General features: G+C 41.1%; 17 protein-coding genes and 1 tRNA gene. 8 read left to right on the top strand and 10 right to left on the bottom strand.

Features of this window, described 5'->3' with window-relative positions:
- Positions 1-63: 63 nt before the first annotated feature.
- The 5 genes from EJ995_RS03985 (at position 64) to EJ995_RS03965 (ending at position 7,166) form a co-directional block, all read left to right on the top strand.
- Complete coding sequence (locus tag EJ995_RS03985) at positions 64-624, top strand: helix-turn-helix domain-containing protein (protein WP_241234685.1); 561 nt, start codon at positions 64-66, stop codon at positions 622-624.
- A gap of 83 nt (positions 625-707) precedes the next feature.
- The gene (locus EJ995_RS03980) at positions 708-3,098 is read left to right on the top strand and encodes an efflux RND transporter permease subunit (RefSeq protein WP_126445834.1); all 2,391 of its coding nucleotides are present in this window, start codon (positions 708-710) and stop codon (positions 3,096-3,098) included.
- A gap of 374 nt (positions 3,099-3,472) precedes the next feature.
- Positions 3,473-4,921 (top strand): asparagine--tRNA ligase, encoded by a 1,449-nt coding sequence (gene asnS / locus EJ995_RS03975; protein WP_126445832.1) that lies wholly within the window; start codon positions 3,473-3,475, stop codon positions 4,919-4,921.
- A gap of 187 nt (positions 4,922-5,108) precedes the next feature.
- Entirely contained in the window at positions 5,109-6,557 is a 1,449-nt protein-coding gene (rpoN, locus tag EJ995_RS03970; protein WP_126445830.1) for an RNA polymerase factor sigma-54, read from the top strand.
- 3 nt (positions 6,558-6,560) lie between these two features.
- Entirely contained in the window at positions 6,561-7,166 is a 606-nt protein-coding gene (locus EJ995_RS03965; protein ID WP_126445828.1) for a hypothetical protein, read from the top strand.
- On the opposite strand, the gene EJ995_RS03960 is transcribed toward EJ995_RS03965, so the two are convergent.
- The 9 genes from EJ995_RS03960 to EJ995_RS03920 form a co-directional block, all read right to left on the bottom strand.
- A complete protein-coding gene (locus tag EJ995_RS03960; protein WP_126445826.1) occupies positions 7,163-7,882 on the bottom strand; it encodes a porin family protein in 720 nt (239 codons plus the stop codon). The two genes, EJ995_RS03965 and EJ995_RS03960, sit on opposite strands and share 4 nt — an antisense overlap.
- 86 nt (positions 7,883-7,968) lie before the next feature.
- Positions 7,969-8,457 carry an ExbD/TolR family protein gene (locus EJ995_RS03955; RefSeq protein ID WP_126445824.1) on the bottom strand — a complete coding sequence of 163 codons (489 nt, stop codon included), beginning with the start codon at positions 8,455-8,457 and terminating at the stop codon, positions 7,969-7,971.
- A 3-nt stretch (positions 8,458-8,460) separates the two neighbouring features.
- Positions 8,461-9,084, bottom strand: coding sequence for an ExbD/TolR family protein (locus tag EJ995_RS03950; protein WP_126445822.1), 624 nt, complete (start codon positions 9,082-9,084; stop codon positions 8,461-8,463).
- A 3-nt stretch (positions 9,085-9,087) separates the two neighbouring features.
- A complete protein-coding gene (locus EJ995_RS03945; protein WP_126445820.1) occupies positions 9,088-9,552 on the bottom strand; it encodes a hypothetical protein in 465 nt (154 codons plus the stop codon).
- 25 nt (positions 9,553-9,577) lie between these two features.
- Positions 9,578-10,360: a MotA/TolQ/ExbB proton channel family protein gene (locus tag EJ995_RS03940; protein WP_126445818.1), complete on the bottom strand. Its 783-nt coding sequence runs from the start codon at positions 10,358-10,360 to the stop codon at positions 9,578-9,580.
- A 416-nt stretch (positions 10,361-10,776) separates the two neighbouring features.
- A tRNA-Ser gene (locus tag EJ995_RS03935) sits at positions 10,777-10,861 on the bottom strand.
- A gap of 47 nt (positions 10,862-10,908) precedes the next feature.
- On the bottom strand, positions 10,909-11,982 hold the full coding sequence (locus tag EJ995_RS03930) for an asparaginase (protein ID WP_126445816.1): 1,074 nt from the start codon (positions 11,980-11,982) through the stop codon (positions 10,909-10,911).
- The gene (locus EJ995_RS03925) at positions 11,972-13,099 is read right to left on the bottom strand and encodes a 1-acyl-sn-glycerol-3-phosphate acyltransferase (protein ID WP_126445814.1); all 1,128 of its coding nucleotides are present in this window, start codon (positions 13,097-13,099) and stop codon (positions 11,972-11,974) included. The genes EJ995_RS03930 and EJ995_RS03925 overlap by 11 nt, the downstream gene beginning before the upstream one ends.
- Before the next feature lie 44 nt (positions 13,100-13,143).
- Positions 13,144-13,914, bottom strand: coding sequence for a TatD family hydrolase (locus EJ995_RS03920; RefSeq protein WP_126445813.1), 771 nt, complete (start codon positions 13,912-13,914; stop codon positions 13,144-13,146).
- A 118-nt stretch (positions 13,915-14,032) separates the two neighbouring features.
- Between EJ995_RS03920 and EJ995_RS03915 the strand changes: the two genes are divergently transcribed.
- Positions 14,033-14,473 (top strand): retropepsin-like aspartic protease family protein, encoded by a 441-nt coding sequence (locus EJ995_RS03915; RefSeq protein WP_126445811.1) that lies wholly within the window; start codon positions 14,033-14,035, stop codon positions 14,471-14,473.
- Here EJ995_RS03915 and EJ995_RS03910 read toward each other — a convergent pair.
- Positions 14,468-15,283 carry a DUF6252 family protein gene (locus tag EJ995_RS03910; protein WP_126445809.1) on the bottom strand — a complete coding sequence of 272 codons (816 nt, stop codon included), beginning with the start codon at positions 15,281-15,283 and terminating at the stop codon, positions 14,468-14,470. The two genes, EJ995_RS03915 and EJ995_RS03910, sit on opposite strands and share 6 nt — an antisense overlap.
- A gap of 123 nt (positions 15,284-15,406) precedes the next feature.
- On the opposite strand from EJ995_RS03910, the gene EJ995_RS03905 reads away from it, so the two are divergent.
- Together EJ995_RS03905 and rimM are read left to right on the top strand one after the other, a co-directional pair.
- Positions 15,407-15,919, top strand: a complete 513-nt coding sequence (locus EJ995_RS03905) for a 30S ribosomal protein S16 (RefSeq protein WP_126445807.1) — start codon at positions 15,407-15,409, stop codon at positions 15,917-15,919.
- Positions 15,920-15,932: 13 nt separating this feature from the next.
- Positions 15,933-16,460 (top strand): ribosome maturation factor RimM, encoded by a 528-nt coding sequence (gene rimM / locus EJ995_RS03900; protein WP_126445805.1) that lies wholly within the window; start codon positions 15,933-15,935, stop codon positions 16,458-16,460.
- Positions 16,461-16,462 lie beyond the last annotated feature (2 nt).

Genomic DNA, 16,462 nt, shown 5'->3' with positions numbered 1-16,462 from the left:
GTCTTTTTGTTCTAGGATTGAGCCATGAGTTTCCTAGATTGTGGTCAACAAAATTCAATGAACATGGCATCGCAAAAAATCATCAAGCAACGCAAACTTAAAGGTCTAACACAACACAAACTAGCAGAACTTGCTGGTGTGAACTTAAGAACCATACAGCGCATTGAAAATTCCAAAAACGAGCCACGAGGTCAGACGCTTCAATTAATATGTGATGCGCTGGATCTAGATGTTGAAGATTTGAGAACCGTAGATGACGGCACTTCTGTACCTATAGGAAAACGTATTGCCAACATCTTCTTCCTAACTGTTTTCAATATGAGTTACATAACTCTCATTTCCTATATGAATTTTGACCATGGTGCTAGTGTTAATTCTTACATAGCCTCAATCCTTCTGTCATTTCTCATTCCTGCGTTTATCGTTTATAACAGTCGATTTATGTCTGGACTTGAACGCCTCTTGAAATTTGGTTCAGGATGCTTTATTTTCATGATCATAATACTGATCAATTTTCGTTTATCTGGAATCACGTTGAAACTTGCAGTACCCAGCATAATGATAACTGCCGCAACGCTTTATTTTGGTTCAGTATTATTTAAGCTCAATCAAACAGAAGAATAAGACCGCAATTCAACCACTTGCCTATTCAAGCAAACTGGTAGAAGCTGCAATTATCCTGTACCTTTGCAGCCAGTTATTTCTACATGCATAAATTATTCAGTTTTGGTTTTTGGAATTATGTAGCACGATTGATCCTGCGCAATAGAATCACCATTTTGAGTGCTGTAATTCTTATCACCATCGCGCTTGCCACGCAATGGAAATACATGCAGTTCTCGCATACCGAGGCTAACCTTTTACCAGACGATCATCCAGTTAATCAAGAATATAATGAGTTCCTGTCGCTTTTTGGTGAAGAAGGAAACTTGATCATTCTAGGTGTAGAACAAAGCGAACTCAAGAGCTATAAAGACTTCAATACATGGAATGCCATTGCTGATAGTCTAGCAACTTTCAATGAAGTAGATTTCACGCTCTCTACTGCAGACCTGCCTGAACTCGTTAAGAATGAAGAGGCAACTAAGTTTGAGATACGCAACCTTATCAGCGAGCCGCTCACCAGCGATGAGCAATTTGACAAGTTCAAGACAAAACTGTTTACCGATTTACCGTTCTATAAAAACCTAATCTATTCAGAAAAGGATAGCGTGCTGCGCACAGCGATCTACCTTAAAAAAGATGTCGTTAATACCATTGAACGCAAGGAATTTGTTCTGGATGATCTAGAGCCTATGATCCAGCGCATTAGCGAGGAACAAGGAATAGATATCAAGGTTTCTGGTATGCCTTACATACGTACACTCAATGCCCAGAACATTGTAGATGAGATAGGTATCTTCTTGCTTGCAGCATTGTTAATTACTTCAGGTATATTCTTCTTTTTCTTTAGGTCGTGGCGTGCGACATTTATCTCTATAGTCACCGTAGTCATTGGCGTGATGTGGGCTTTTGGGATACTAGGATTATTGCGGTATGAGATCACAGTTTTGACAGCTTTGATTCCGCCATTAATCATTGTCATTGGGATTCCCAACTGCATTTTCCTGATCAATAAGTACCAGCAAGAAATAAAGAAGCATGGTAATCAAGCAAAATCGCTGCAACGCGTCATTACCAAAGTTGGGAATGCCACACTCATGACAAACATTACCACGGCTAGTGGTTTTGCAACGTTCATTTTTACCGATAGTACACTACTAGCAGAATTTGGTACGGTCGCCTCAATTTGTATTATCAGTATTTTCCTTATTAGTTTGATGGTCATACCCATTATTTACAGCTACCTGCCGTTACCTAAGGATCGCCACTTAGAGCACTTGAGAAAGCAATGGATAGGTGGATTTGTTGACTGGATGGAACGCATGGTGCGCAATTATCGTATTGCCATTTACATTTCTAGTTTGCTGGTATTAATCGCCAGCATCATAGGTATTTATCAAATACGCGTTTCGGGAAGTCTTATTGAGGACATGCCCAAAGGCAAGCAATTCTACAAAGACATCAAGTTTTTTGAGGAAAGCTATAACGGTATCATGCCACTAGAAATACTTGTCGACACTCGCAGAAAAGAAGGTGTCACCCAAGCCAAAAATCTCAAGAAACTCAACAAACTTGAGGAACACATTATTGAAACACCCGAACTTTCAAGACCGTTATCGATTGTTAGTCTGGTCAAGTATACTAAACAGGCTTTCTACGGCGGCGACCCAGAATTCTATGATTTACCTAGTAGCAATGAGCGTTTATTCATTGCGCCGCTGCTTGAAAATAATAGCGGTGATATAGGACTCATGAATAGCTATGTTGATAGCACCGGTCGCTATGCTAGGATCACAACGTTTATGAAAGACATGGGCACCGATCGCATGGTACGCGTCGAGGAAAATTTACAGGAAGAAATTGAAAAGGTTTTTCCAGCGGACAAATACGACGTTCTACTTACAGGTAAGGCACTTGTTTTCCAAAAAGGAACTAATTACCTGATCAATAATCTGGTATTGTCTTTATCACTTGCGATCGTGTTGATCGCGCTATTTATGGCGTGGATGTTCCGCAGTTTTAGGATGATATTGGTGTCGCTGGTTCCTAATTTACTACCACTGTTGATTACCGCTGGACTTATGGGTTACATAGGTGTGCCTATCAAACCATCAACGATTCTCGTGTTTTCTATTGCCTTTGGAATTTCAGTGGATGATACGATTCACTTTTTGGCAAAATATCGTCAAGAGCTCATCGCCAATAAATGGGCCATCAAAAAGTCTGTCTATGGTGCGCTGCGTGAGACTGGTGTGAGTATGTTTTATACCTCGATAGTGCTGTTTTTTGGATTCAGTACGTTTACGATTTCAAGTTTTGGTGGCACGGTGGCTCTAGGTGCTTTGGTAAGTGCAACACTGTTGTTTGCCATGCTTGCTAATTTACTGTTGCTGCCTAGTATGCTGTTATCCCTAGAAAGGAATATCGCTAATAAAAAGACGTTCAAAAAACCAGCAATGCAAATTATCGCTAAGGATGCTGATGAGGAAGAATAGTATTTAATCTGCAGGCGTAACCTCAGGCTCTGTTTTAAATTGAAGCAGGCAATATTATTAGAGGTATTAGGCATTTTTCGAGAATGATTTTCCGGGATTTTCAAATTCGGGTTCAAATTCAAGTTCAAGTTCAAGTTCGATTTTCATAATTCTAGTTTCTTTGCTATGTTACTTACCAGTCATCAAGTTTGTTTGAATGATTTTGAGATATGAACAGTGACTATCTCGAGCCTTTTGAGATGGTGATAATTTTGCTTTCGCGAAAGCGTAACCGCAACAACTACCCTACAAACACATCAACCGCTATTTATGGGTTGATTGATTGACAATGGCGGTCATTAAATTTATATTTGCCGCACTCACAAGCAACCTATATGAAACGAATAGCCGCTCTACTTAAATCTGATCCTAGCATGCAGGAAATAACTGTAAAGGGTTGGGTGCGCAGTTTTAGAAATGACCGATTTATTGCCGTTAATGATGGCTCGACCATCCATAACTTACAGTGTGTGGTTGATCCAGAAACTATGGATCGTGAGTTACTGGATCAAATCAACATCGCCGCAGCCGTTGCTGTTAAAGGAACACTGGTAGAAAGTGAAGGAAAAGGTCAACGAGTAGAATTGCAGGCTAGTGAGGTAAAGGTTCTCGCACCAGCTGATCCTGAAGATGTGAAGAAAACGGTACTCTCGCCTAAACGTCACAATCTTGAAACGCTTAGAGAACAGGCGCATTTGAGGGTGCGTACCAATACCTTTGGCGCGGTGATGAGAGTGCGTGCCGCATTATCGTTTGCGATACACCGCTATTTTCAAGAACAAGGTTTTTATCAAGCGCACACGCCAATCATTACTGGTAGCGATGCAGAAGGCGCTGGCGAGATGTTCCGTATCTCGACGCTGGATCCTAAAAATCCACCGCTTACTGATGATGGCGCTATTGATTATAAGAAGGATTTTTTTGGTAAGGAATCTAATCTCACAGTTTCTGGGCAACTGGAAGCCGAAACATATGCGATGGGCTTGGGTCAGGTGTACACCTTTGGTCCAACTTTTAGGGCAGAGAATTCAAACACCTCACGCCACCTAGCAGAATTCTGGATGATTGAGCCCGAGGTGGCCTTTAATGACCTGCAGGACAACATGGATCTTGCTGAGGATTTTATCAAGGATGTGATCCAGTATGTCATGGAGAACTGTGCTGATGATATTGACTTTTTAGAAAACAGACTCACACAAGAAGAGAAGTCAAAGCCGCAAGCAGAGCGTAGCCCGATGCCACTCAAGGAAAAACTGGAGTTCGTTCTTAAGAACAACTTTAAGCGTGTGAGTTATACTGAGGCGATTGACATTCTCAAAAACTCGAAGCCTAACAAAAAGAAGAAATTCCAATACCTGATTGAAGAATGGGGCGCAGATCTACAATCAGAACATGAACGTTTTCTAGTAGAGAAGCACTTTAAATGCCCTGTAATTCTGTTTGATTATCCTGCTAAAATCAAGGCATTTTACATGCGGCTTAATGATAAGGATAACGAAGGTCGCGAGACCGTGCGAGCGATGGACATCTTGTTCCCAGGAATTGGTGAGATTGTAGGTGGATCACAGCGTGAGGAACGTTATGATGTGCTCAAGCAAAAAATGGATACCATGGGCATCCCAGAAGAAGAACTATGGTGGTATCTGGAAATGCGCAAATTTGGTAGTGTGACGCACAGCGGTTTTGGACTAGGATTTGAGCGTCTAGTGATGTTTGTTACAGGCATGGGCAATGTACGAGATGTAATTCCTTATCCTCGCACACCTGGTAATGCGGCTTTTTAAAAGCTGGTTACTGTCACGTCTTAAATAACAAAAGCCCAATCTCAAGCGATTGGGCTTTTTGGTAAAAATAAAATTTCAACGAATTCATATCATGATGGTAGAAAAAAAGCTGAAAGGATTAATTTATAATTTCGTTACCCTAATTCCTGATCGCTTTCTCTATTTTTAGCAGTCCAAGTAAACCAACATGCTTAAACAGTCCTTAAATTTCAAGCTCAGTCAAAAGCTATCGCCGCAGCAAATACAACTCATGAAGTTGATACAGCTGCCTACACAGGCTTTTGAACAGCGCGTTAAGTCAGAGCTTGAGGAAAATCCAGCGCTGGATAACGGCAAGGAAAAAAGTGATGATGAGTATGACGAGTTCTCAAACGAGAATGATTATGACGAGGCACCAGAGCCTGAAATCAATGTCGATGACTACCTGAGTGACGATGAGATACCAGAATATCGCACCAGAGCCAATAATTACAGCGCGGACGATGAGGAAACCAGCATACCGTATGCATCCGGCAAATCCTTTACCCAAACGCTTAAAGATCAATTAAACACGCGCAGGTTGAGTGATAACGATCGTGCCATCGCAGAGTTTCTTGTGGGCAGTATCGACAGTAGTGGTTACATACGACGATCGCTCGAGGATATTACAGATGATCTTGCCTTCACCATGAACATCTATACTGATGTTGAGACCGTGGAGCGCGTTCTTAAAGTCGTGCACGATCTGGATCCAGCTGGTGTAGGCGCTAGAGATTTGAAGGAGTGTTTAGTGATTCAGCTTTCGCGAAAGCGTAACAATCCAACAACAGATCTTGCCTTGAAGATGGTGAGTGAATCCTTTGATGCATTTAGCAAGAAGCATTACAAGAAGTTACTCGCAAAGTATAACATTGACGAGATTCAATTGCGCGATGCCATTGATGAGATAAGCCACTTAAACCCTAAGCCTGGTAGCTCCTATGCTGGCGGCAGCACACGCATTGTGGAGCAAGTGGTTCCAGATTTTGCTATACGTATAAAAGATGGTGAGCTAGAATTAACACTTAATGGTCGCAACACACCACAGTTGCACGTGTCTCGTGACTATTCCAACATGCTGAAAGGCTACAAGGAAGCCAAGGAAAAAACCAAATCGCAAAAAGATGCGGTGATGTTCATCAAGCAAAAGCTTGATGGTGCCAAATGGTTCATAGAAGCCATCAAACAGCGCCAAGAGACATTGTTTATGACCATGTCATCCATCATGAACTATCAAAAAGAATATTTCCTAACAGGAGATGAACGCAACTTGAGACCCATGATTCTCAAGGATATTGCAGACGAGATCCATATGGATGTTTCTACCGTATCACGTGTAGCAAATTCAAAATATGTTGACACACCTTACGGTACTAAATTGATCAAAGAATTCTTTTCTGAATCCATGACAAATACTGATGGAGAAGAGGTATCTACGCGAGAGATCAAGAAGATTCTTGAGACAGTCATCAGTGAGGAAAGCAAGAAAAAACCACTCACTGACCAGAAGCTAGCCGAAATCCTCAAAGAAAAAGGTTATCCCATCGCACGACGTACAGTTGCCAAGTATCGTGAGCAGCTAGACATACCAGTAGCTAGACTACGTAAGGAAATATAGCCTATGAAGTGGTTTCTAAAAGCGTGGAGCTATGTTGTGAACCCGCTTTTTGTGCCTGCTGCGGTGTCCATATGGTACTTGAGTTATCAAGGTATAAATCAAGAGCCGTCGCTGGACTTTAAAATGTATATGATTGTAGTGGTTACAATGGTACTGCCATTGCTTGCTTACACTGCTCTAAAAATCTTGAAAAAGGTGGATAGTATTCACTTGCCTAATGTAAAAGATAGGCTTATACCTTTAGTGGTTTACTGTATTCTCATCATCTTTTTACTTAAAGGAATTCTTGACGACGATACAGATTTCGCTCTCTATTATTTTTATGTAGGGATTCTAATGAGCAGCGTAGCCGCGCTTGTACTAGGTATCGTTCACTTCAAGTGTAGTTTACACATGATGGCTGTAGCTGGTGCCACAACTTTTATCATTATGCTAGCAATCGTACTGGAACTCAATTTAATTTATTTGATCACGTCACTAATTCTTATAGCAGGATTAACCGCCACTTCAAGATTATCCATGAAGGCTCACGATGGCTATGAACTTGCAATAGGAACAGCTTTAGGGATTATACCACAAGTTATCGTGTCGATCTATTATATCTACTAGAGTAAGTAGAACTCTATCCCAAACTTGATAGGCTGCAAATTAATTGCCGCTCCATCAATCCTGGCGCTATCGTTAAACAAGGTGTTGAGATTATAGTGTACAAAAGCATTGAAACTACCATTACCAACTGATAAAGTGGCGGCATAACGTATTCTATTGAGCTCATCAACGCGCGTTTGCGTGAATCGTTGCGTATCGGATCTATACGAGGATTTGAAGTAGTAAATGTATCCTAGCTTTATACCAGAATAGATACGCCAAAAATTGAAAGTGGTAGGCGTACTCGTGCGCCAGCGCAACTGTATGGGAACTTCTACCAGATTGGTATTGAAACGATTTGTATTAAAATCGATCTCGCTCTCGTCAAGAATAGAAAAAACAGATTGCTCACCAGCAACTTCGCCTATAAACAGGTTGGAGTTATACGTATTAGTAGAAAGACCCAAGCCTAAACCTATAGCAACGTTGCGACGCTTATTAATAGGCATGTCACGTATAAACCCTACATGAAGACCACCAGAGAAACCATTTTGGGAAAAATCGTCAGGTTCATTATTTATAAGATTGAAGGACAGTCCTATATAAAACTGATCTTCTCTATATAAGCTATCCACCACATCAGGTATAGCATTCTCATCGCGTGGCAGGTTAGGCGGCTGTGCATGCGATAGAAAACAAGTGAGTAAAAACAAAAAGCTAAGGAGCGCCTTTTTCATAAAATAAAGATAGTTGATCTAGATAGATAACAATAAAAAACCACCTCAACTTGAGGTGGTTCCTGTAAATTATAAATTGTCAGGTTTTACCTGTTACGCACGTTGCGCATTGGGTCACCTTGTTTTGCCGTATAGTTAATCTTAAGAGCCATCGCATCACGCAGTTCCTGCTTGACATCAGTAAGTTGACCTACCTTAGAATTGCGATCTACCTTAAGAGATACCATCATCTCGTCTTGTATATCTTCTGGCATGTCGTTCCTGCGCGTGTTCACATAAGTCTGTACCTCGCTAACAGTTGATATTTTATCACCCAACTGGATGACATCATTAGTACCATATCTCGCTTGATACTGTGCGCTAGGCTTCCCTATGTAGATGTAAACTAGCTTGTTTTTAGCGGCAAGTTTTTCAACTTGATTTGCTAAAGGCAAGTTATTCTCAATCTGCAATTCATCTTCTCTCATCACGGTAGCAACCATGAAAAAGAACAGAAGCATAAATACAATATCTGGTAAAGACGCTGTAGAAATAGCTGGTAAATCGCCGCTCTTTTGCTTTTTAAACTTTGACATTGATTAAATATTTTGAGGTTCTGCTTCAGACAGGTTACGAGGATACAATTCCTGTATCTCATCAATCTGTTCTTGTAGCTTCTCGTATTCTGGAGTTTCCTTTTCTGTTTCTGGCCATTCCTTATAACGCATATACATAGACTCATAGGTCTCGTTATAACGACGACTAGACTCACGATTACGCAAGGTGGTGTATGCTTTTACCAACTCGTTGAAAACGGTCGTGTACATCGCATAGGTAGCTTGCCTATCATTTACTAGAGAAATTACGGCTTTCTTAGGATTGTCTGAGCTTTCTGGATCACGATCACCTTGACAGTAGGCACATGCATCACGACCTTCACCACCACCATTGTCTAGGAATGCAACAGCAGCTTCGGTCAAATCCTTTACTTCCATTACATCATCCTCAACAAGCAGTTGATTATTCTGATTCACAAGAACCTGAAAAATGTTCTTTTGCTTGATCTTAGGTGGCTCTACGTTATCTGGAAGCGGTGGTGGCAACTTACTAGGAATACCACTATCAACTTCAATAGTTGTAGTTACCAGGAAAAATATCAATAGCAGAAATGCTATATCTGCCATAGATCCAGCATTTACTTCGGGTGCAGATCTTCTAGCCATAATTTATCTTTTTATCAATTTAGTAGCCCCAGCAAATAGGATGGATCCTACGGCAAGGATTGCTATTATATAGAACGTCCATATGGCCGCTCCTATTGCCTTTGATTCTCCAGCGGATAGTGTCTCACCATCTGCAAGCGTGTAGTTGCTCACATCATCACCCGTTGCAAAAACAAAGTATGCAATAGCAATTATCGCAACAAGTATACCAACTGATAATAGCGACTTTTTAAGAGCCTCGGGACTACTGAATAGATTAACAAAAACAAAGAATAATACTACTAAAAGAATAATTGCCATAGTGATGTAAGCAATGTACATCATAGGTGCGATGGTCGCGTTTTGAACGCTACCAGTATCGTCCATCTGGATAGGCTCATCACCTACACTCAAGGTGTAAATAAAGAAACCTGCCGCTACTAGACATAAGACTAGCGATAGATATTTTAAAACTTTATGTAAAAGCATAATGAGTTATAAATTAAAGGGTTACTTACAGCTTACCGTTCTTGTAGTCTACAAGGATGTCGATAAGAGTAATAGAAGCATCTTCCATGTCGTTCACGATACTATCAATCTTTGCAACGATATAGTTGTAAAAGATTTGAAGGATGATCGCTACGATAAGACCAAATACGGTTGTAAGAAGTGCTACCTTGATACCTGTTGCAACAAGTGCAGGCTCCATAGTACCAGCCTCGGCAATACTATCAAATGACTTGATCATACCTATTACCGTACCCATAAACCCAAGCATAGGTGCAAGAGCAATAAACAAGGATACCCATGATACGTTCTTTTCAAGTTGTCCCATTTGAACACCACCGTAAGCCACGACAGCTTTCTCAGCAGCCTCAACACTCTCATCGGCTCTGTCAAGACCTTGATAGTAGATAGAAGCAACAGGACCTTTTGTGTTGCGACACACATCCTTAGCAGCCTCGATACCACCAGATTTCAATGCTTCCTCAACATCAGCAGCTAGCTTCTTTGAATTCGTAGTGGATAGGTTCAAATAAATAATGCGTTCAATAGCGATTGCAAGACCTAGAATCAAACAAACCAGTACGATAGACATAAAGATTGGGCCACCTTCAATGAATCTCTTCTTGAGTTCCTGGTGAAAGCTTACATTCTCTGTAGTAGCTGGCTCATCCTGCGTTGTTACCATAGTAGTAACCGCAGCGGTTGTAGTTGTTGTAGTTGCCGTCGCAGTAGTTGACATACCTAATACCATAACGACTGCCATGAACAAAATTGAAAGTGATCGTTTCATTTTAAAATTTATTGATTTATGTAATTTTCTAACAAAGGGCTAAATATATAATTTCTTCCTTACAAACCGAATTATTAAGCATTAGGTATTGAATTATTTTACCCTTATGAGCGAGGCCTGACTTTAGTAACGCCTAATGAATATCTTTCTATCGTTTACATACGTATCATATAGAGGTATGGATCGTTGTAATTACGCTTTCGCGAAAACAAAATCACCCTAAACATTAAACCTATAGAAGCAATTAATTGCCCATTTCCAGATCTTGACAAGCTATTTCATTGGAAATAATTTTCAGATATCAGAATAATACTTGTAATAAAACAAAGATTTTTCCTGAGGCATCCTCAACTCCCAATTGCAACCAAAAACAAAAAATCCCGATTCTAAACTAAGAATTGGGATTTATCACGTTGCAGTGAGGAAGGGATTCGAACCCTCGAAACGTTGCCGTTTACACGCTTTCCAGGCGTGCGCCTTCGACCGCTCGGCCACCTCACTAGATGGTGCAAGATTACAATTTTATAAACTGTTGAGCAAGCAATATCCTATTCGGTAAGCTCACCTCTCAAGGACTTGGTAAAATAGCTAGAGAATGTCTCTTTATCTGTCGCATAATTAAGTAGATACATCATTTTGGCAAGCGCAGCCTCGGTGGTGATATCCTTGCCTGATATGACGCCCATAGACAACAACTGTACACTGGTCTCATACTTACCCATCATCACGCTACCGCCATGACATTGGGTAACATTCACTACTTTAATTCCTTTTTTTATAGCGCTCACAATTGTATTTAGGAACCAATCCTCAGTTGGCGCGTTGCCACTGCCATAGGATTCAAGAATGATTCCCTTGATGCCTTCTATGTTGCAAATGGCACTTACCACAGCTTGCGTTATTCCAGGGAATATTTTGAGTACCACTACTTTGTCCACAAATTCTGGACGGTAGAACATCCTTTCTTTTTGTTTAGGTGTTTTGGGTTTGTCAGCTTTCGCGAAAGCTAAATAATCATAATCACCTTGCCACAACAATGACTTATCAATATTGAGCATCACACCACTTATCGCAAGCGGCGGATAGTTGGGCGACTTGAAAGCCTCAAAATGCTCAGCATTTGCCTTGACCGTGCGGTTGGCTCGATATAATTGATATTCAAAATAAATGCAGACTTCTTGAATCACTGGCTTGCCACGCTCTTGCTGGATAGCGAGCTGCAGGCTGGTGATCAAATTTTCTTTGGCATCTGTCCTCAAGTCACCAATAGGTAATTGGGAACCTGTGAAAATGATGGGCTTGGTAAGGTTTTCAAACATGAAACTAAGCGCACTACCCGTATAGGACATCGTATCGCTACCGTGCAATACCACAAAACCCTCATAATCATCGTATGCATCATGGATCACATCGCCTATGTGGCGCCAGTGATGAATGTTCATGTCTGACGAATCGATAGGTTGCTTGAACGAGGTCGTACTTATCTCACAATCCAGCAATTTGATCTCTGGAATATGCAACAGCAACTCATCAAAATTGAAAGATTTGAGCGCCTGCGTTTCTGGATCCTTGATCATACCTATCGTACCTCCGGTATAGATGAGTAAAATCCTAGGCTTCATGCGGCTGTTCTATAAATAGTTTATTAGTGACTGGTCGTGCGTACATTGATAAATAACTGTTGACAGCATCCTTGTCACTCACATCAACGCGCAGTCGCAACCTGCGTTCAAATTGAGCTAGGTCTTTATCTGTGTAATGTGTACGGTGTTCTTTGGCATCATTCAACAAATCGTGCGCGATGTAATTGGTAGGCCACAAATGGTAATTTTTCTGGATAGTGGTGTCTAAGTGGTCCACCACATCTTGAAGCAATGCGTTAGTTGGCTCACCAGTATCCTTTATATCTAGCGGCTTGCCAGCATGGATATGGATATGTTTCTTTTGACCCAGCGCACCTTTAAGTATGGAGTTGAAATCCTCATTTTCTGATTTGATGTATTCCTCATCAGCTTGTTTGGCAAGCAATTCTGGCACCTTGAGCAAATCTGTAGGATCATATTCATAGGAAATCGATACAGGAATAATGCGCAAGCTGTTCAAGTAATCAGCAACCGGCCGTTTGCCAGCAGCTAGCGCGATCATTTTGAGCACGCCTTGTTCAGTAAGATCATTACCATCTTTAGTTCTTCCTTGTCGCTGCGCGATCCAGACACTGCGCTTATCTTCTTTCAATAATTTCTCGATGTATTGACTCAGCTTTTTACTACTTACTAGCGTCTCTCGAGGTGTGCCACCGCGCTTGACGGTAAAATTGCGCGTCAATTTACTCAATGCATTTACAAATGGTCTAGTCACAAGGTTATCGCCGATGGCATTTGCCGTGCGTATCAAGTCATATTCAAACAACTTGTAATTGAGCAAACAGGTATCCAAAACTATATCCCTATGATTGGAGATGTATAAATAGGATGTGTTAGAGTCAAGATCATCAAAACCGCTCGTCGTCAATCCAGCCGACGTGTCTTCAAGAATACGCTCTACCGTTTTGCTAATGACTTCACGCTGAAAATCATCAATACTCTCGCACTTCAACACGATCTTTTTGATCTCTTCTTGATCTTTATCAGGAAAAGTGTATTTGAACAATTCCTTAATCATCGGGTGACGCACGGCACTCTTGAGCGCGACAATCACTTCTGGATCATTAAAGAATCTAATATCGTTGTAAGAAGACAAACTAGGGGATTTTACAGTGTCTTCAAAAGTAAGCAAACCATCATCTAGCAACCGAAGACTTCACGAGAATTTAAGGTGGTAACGCGCGCTGTTTCTTCAAGGCTTAAACCATAGATGTCAGCCACCTTTTGAGCCACAATTTTAAGATAAGCACTCTCGTTGCGTTTGCCGCGGTGCGGTGTAGGTGATAAGTAAGGTGCATCAGTCTCTAGTACAATATGCTCGATCGGCACTTCTTCTAAAAACTTATCAATCTTACCATTTTTAAAAGTTACTACGCCACCTATTCCCAATTTCATATTATAACCTATCGCTTGCTGTGCTTGCTCTTGAGTTCCTGTAAAACAGTGAAAAATACCGTGCAATTTTGTGTTCTTGTATTGTTCCAGCACATCAAACACCTCATCAAATGCATCACGACAGTGAATTACTATGGGTAACTCAAACTCAAGTGACCATTCTATCTGTTTCTTGAAAGCTGCTACCTGTACATCCAGCGTGCTTTTATCCCAATATAAATCAATGCCTATCTCACCTACCGCTACATAATCACCAGTTTGCAGTTGGGCATAGACATGGTCTAATTGCTCATTCATATCCTCATCTTTCACATGTGTAGGATGCAAACCGCTCATGAGGAAAAAATTCTCGGGAAAAGCCTTTTTCAATTCACGCATACTATCTGTATAACTCGCATCAATTGCTGGTAGGAAAAAACGCTGTACGCCTCGATCCATCGCACGCTGAATCATTTCCTGTTTATCCTCGTCAAATTGCTCGCTATATAAATGCGTGTGTGTATCTGTCAATATCATGGTGCAAAGATATTCGGCTCACTTGTCAACCACATCATGTAGTGTTTATAAAATAGTGCCTTGTTAGATTGGGTTGTTATAATTTTGCTTTCGCGAAAGCGTAATTCTCAAAAGTCACATGACCTCTTTAAAAAAACTGTTACTTGATAAAGGCTATGTGCAACATCGCATACGCCTATCCAAAAAGAGTGGTCATATCGTGACCAAAGCAAGCATAAATGGACATCAAGGCAGGTTTATTATTGACACTGGCGCGAGTGCAACATGCGTCGATCAAGCGTTATACAAGGATTTTGACCTCACGACAGAGTTTATGGGTAAAGAAATAGGGACCGCAAGTGGCTCGCTGCGTCCTAGAATCTCTCATAACAACATGCTGGAATTAGGCGATTGGAATGATGAGGATACCACGCTACTCTCCATGGACATGACCTTTATCAACACCGCACTCAAGGCCGAAGGCATGCGTTCTATTCAAGGACTGCTGGGCGCAGATTTCCTGGTAGCGAGCAAGGCTGTCATCGATTACAGCGGTAAATTTATGTACCTTAAATTATAGGGTAACGGTAAAAGTACCGTTGGTGACATTGATGCTCGTTGGCGGCTCTGTAAGGAACTCAAATGTACCGCTCACCTGGCCGTTGACCCTATTTACTGATGTTACCTCTAGCCTACCTGACACTGCGGCATTCTGGTTGCCATCTACTACTAGCGCTGCGGCGATATCTCCATCTCCATTGATATCATAGGATCCTACGGCAATGTTATCAGGAAAACTCAATACCACTTGTCGCGTACTACCTGTTGCTGTGACGGTTACAAGGTCATTATTATTTTGCGGGTTCACACTAGTAGGTCTAAAGTTCTCGCCAGCAATTCTTGCGGATAAATTGTTAACTACACTAGATCCAACCTGAGAACCGAATGGCACCTGATAGAACACACCACGACGCATAACCAACGTGTCTGTAGCATTAGGCAAAAAGCTTATAAAGTTAAAAGTTCCCGAGATAGTGCCGTCCTCAAGACTAGGCTCAACCTCAACGACACCGTTGCTGTCTCCTGTACGAGTTGAAAAAACTATACTGTTGTTAACGGTATATTTTGCCTCATTAGGACTTCCTTGTCCCAGTACATAGATACTGGGATTTGATGAAGAGATATTTATTTCCAATCGATCCTGTACGCTTTGACCAACAATAGTCACGGTACCATCACTATTAGTGGTGGCACTCATCTCTCTAGCATCAAAGAACTCGTTATTGCGCAATGCCTGTATCGCTGGCTTGTTGTCCACGTCCAAGTTATCCTCACAAGAATAAAAGGCTATCGTGGCAAGCATAATAAGGAGTACTTTTTTGAAAGTCATGCAGTTAGAATTTTAAGAGCCAAAAGTAATTATTTAAAAAGACACCTTGTTGATAATTAAAATAATGATACTTTTGCAACCTCAAATTAATAATCAGGGTCGGGAACCCACAAATTTAATGTTATGCCTGTAAAAATCAGACTTCAAAGACACGGTAAAAAAGGAAAACCATTTTACTGGATCGTCGCTGCAGACTCTCGCTCAAAGAGAGATGGTAAATACCTAGAGAAACTAGGAACTTACAACCCTAATACAAACCCAGCAACTATCAACCTAGACGTTGATGGATCTGTAAAGTGGTTAGAAAACGGTGCACAACCTACTGACACTGCAAGAGGAATCTTGAGCTACAAAGGTGTGATGCTTAAAAGACACCTTAAAGGTGGTGTGAAAAAAGGAGCATTTACTGAAGAGCAAATGGAAGAAAAATTCAATTCTTGGGTAAGTGAAAAAGAAGGAAAGATTGCTGACAAAGCATCTGGACTGCAAGCTGCCGAAGAGAAAGAAGCTGCCAAAGCTCTTGAAGCTGAGAAAGCAGTAAATGAAGCACGTATCGCTGCAAATACTCCAGAGCCTGCTGTAGAAGAGCCAGCTGCTCAAGATGCAGCTACTGACGCATCAAGCGAAGAAGAGTAAATCATATTGAACCATGCGTAAGGAAGATTGTTTTTACGTAGGTACAATTGTCAATAAATTTAGTTTTAAAGGTGAGCTGCTTGTCAAACTAGACACAGACGAGCCAGAACTTTTTCTAGAAATGGAATCAGTCTTTATCGAGATAGGTAAAGATTTGGTTCCATTTTTTGTTGAACGCAGCCAGTTGCATAAATCTATGCTGCTGCGCGTCAAGTTTGAGGACATAGATGATGAGCCAGCGGCCGACAGTATGATGAAGCGCGAGTTGTACCTACCGCTTACTGCATTACCAGCCCTAGATGGCGACAAGTTTTACTTTCACGAGATCATTGGCTTTACCATTATTGATGAAAATTATGGTGAGGTAGGCACTATAACAGGCGTTAACGACACCACATCACAGGCTTTGTTCGAGATTGACAATAATGGTGATGAGGTATTGATACCAATCAATGATGAATTTATCAATAAAGTAGATCGAGAGAATAAAGTAATTGAGGTCAATACACCGGACGGTTTGATAGATCTTTATCTGTCATAACC

The sequence above is a fragment of the Nonlabens ponticola genome (assembly GCF_003966335.1).
Classification (GTDB): domain Bacteria; phylum Bacteroidota; class Bacteroidia; order Flavobacteriales; family Flavobacteriaceae; genus Nonlabens; species Nonlabens ponticola.
Note: the sequence above shows the minus strand (reverse complement) of the source record. Positions and strands in the feature narration are given on the sequence as shown.

Coding starts and splice junctions, on each gene's coding strand:
- EJ995_RS03985 (WP_241234685.1), top strand. CDS start 64: ATGGCATCGCAAAAAATCATCAAGCAACGCAAACTTAAAGGTCTAACA.
- EJ995_RS03980 (WP_126445834.1), top strand. CDS start 708: ATGCATAAATTATTCAGTTTTGGTTTTTGGAATTATGTAGCACGATTG.
- asnS (WP_126445832.1), top strand. CDS start 3,473: ATGAAACGAATAGCCGCTCTACTTAAATCTGATCCTAGCATGCAGGAA.
- rpoN (WP_126445830.1), top strand. CDS start 5,109: ATGCTTAAACAGTCCTTAAATTTCAAGCTCAGTCAAAAGCTATCGCCG.
- EJ995_RS03965 (WP_126445828.1), top strand. CDS start 6,561: ATGAAGTGGTTTCTAAAAGCGTGGAGCTATGTTGTGAACCCGCTTTTT.
- EJ995_RS03960 (WP_126445826.1), bottom strand. CDS start 7,882: ATGAAAAAGGCGCTCCTTAGCTTTTTGTTTTTACTCACTTGTTTTCTA.
- EJ995_RS03955 (WP_126445824.1), bottom strand. CDS start 8,457: ATGTCAAAGTTTAAAAAGCAAAAGAGCGGCGATTTACCAGCTATTTCT.
- EJ995_RS03950 (WP_126445822.1), bottom strand. CDS start 9,084: ATGGCTAGAAGATCTGCACCCGAAGTAAATGCTGGATCTATGGCAGAT.
- EJ995_RS03945 (WP_126445820.1), bottom strand. CDS start 9,552: ATGCTTTTACATAAAGTTTTAAAATATCTATCGCTAGTCTTATGTCTA.
- EJ995_RS03940 (WP_126445818.1), bottom strand. CDS start 10,360: ATGAAACGATCACTTTCAATTTTGTTCATGGCAGTCGTTATGGTATTA.
- EJ995_RS03930 (WP_126445816.1), bottom strand. CDS start 11,982: ATGAAGCCTAGGATTTTACTCATCTATACCGGAGGTACGATAGGTATG.
- EJ995_RS03920 (WP_126445813.1), bottom strand. CDS start 13,914: ATGATATTGACAGATACACACACGCATTTATATAGCGAGCAATTTGAC.
- EJ995_RS03915 (WP_126445811.1), top strand. CDS start 14,033: ATGACCTCTTTAAAAAAACTGTTACTTGATAAAGGCTATGTGCAACAT.
- EJ995_RS03910 (WP_126445809.1), bottom strand. CDS start 15,283: ATGACTTTCAAAAAAGTACTCCTTATTATGCTTGCCACGATAGCCTTT.
- EJ995_RS03905 (WP_126445807.1), top strand. CDS start 15,407: ATGCCTGTAAAAATCAGACTTCAAAGACACGGTAAAAAAGGAAAACCA.
- rimM (WP_126445805.1), top strand. CDS start 15,933: ATGCGTAAGGAAGATTGTTTTTACGTAGGTACAATTGTCAATAAATTT.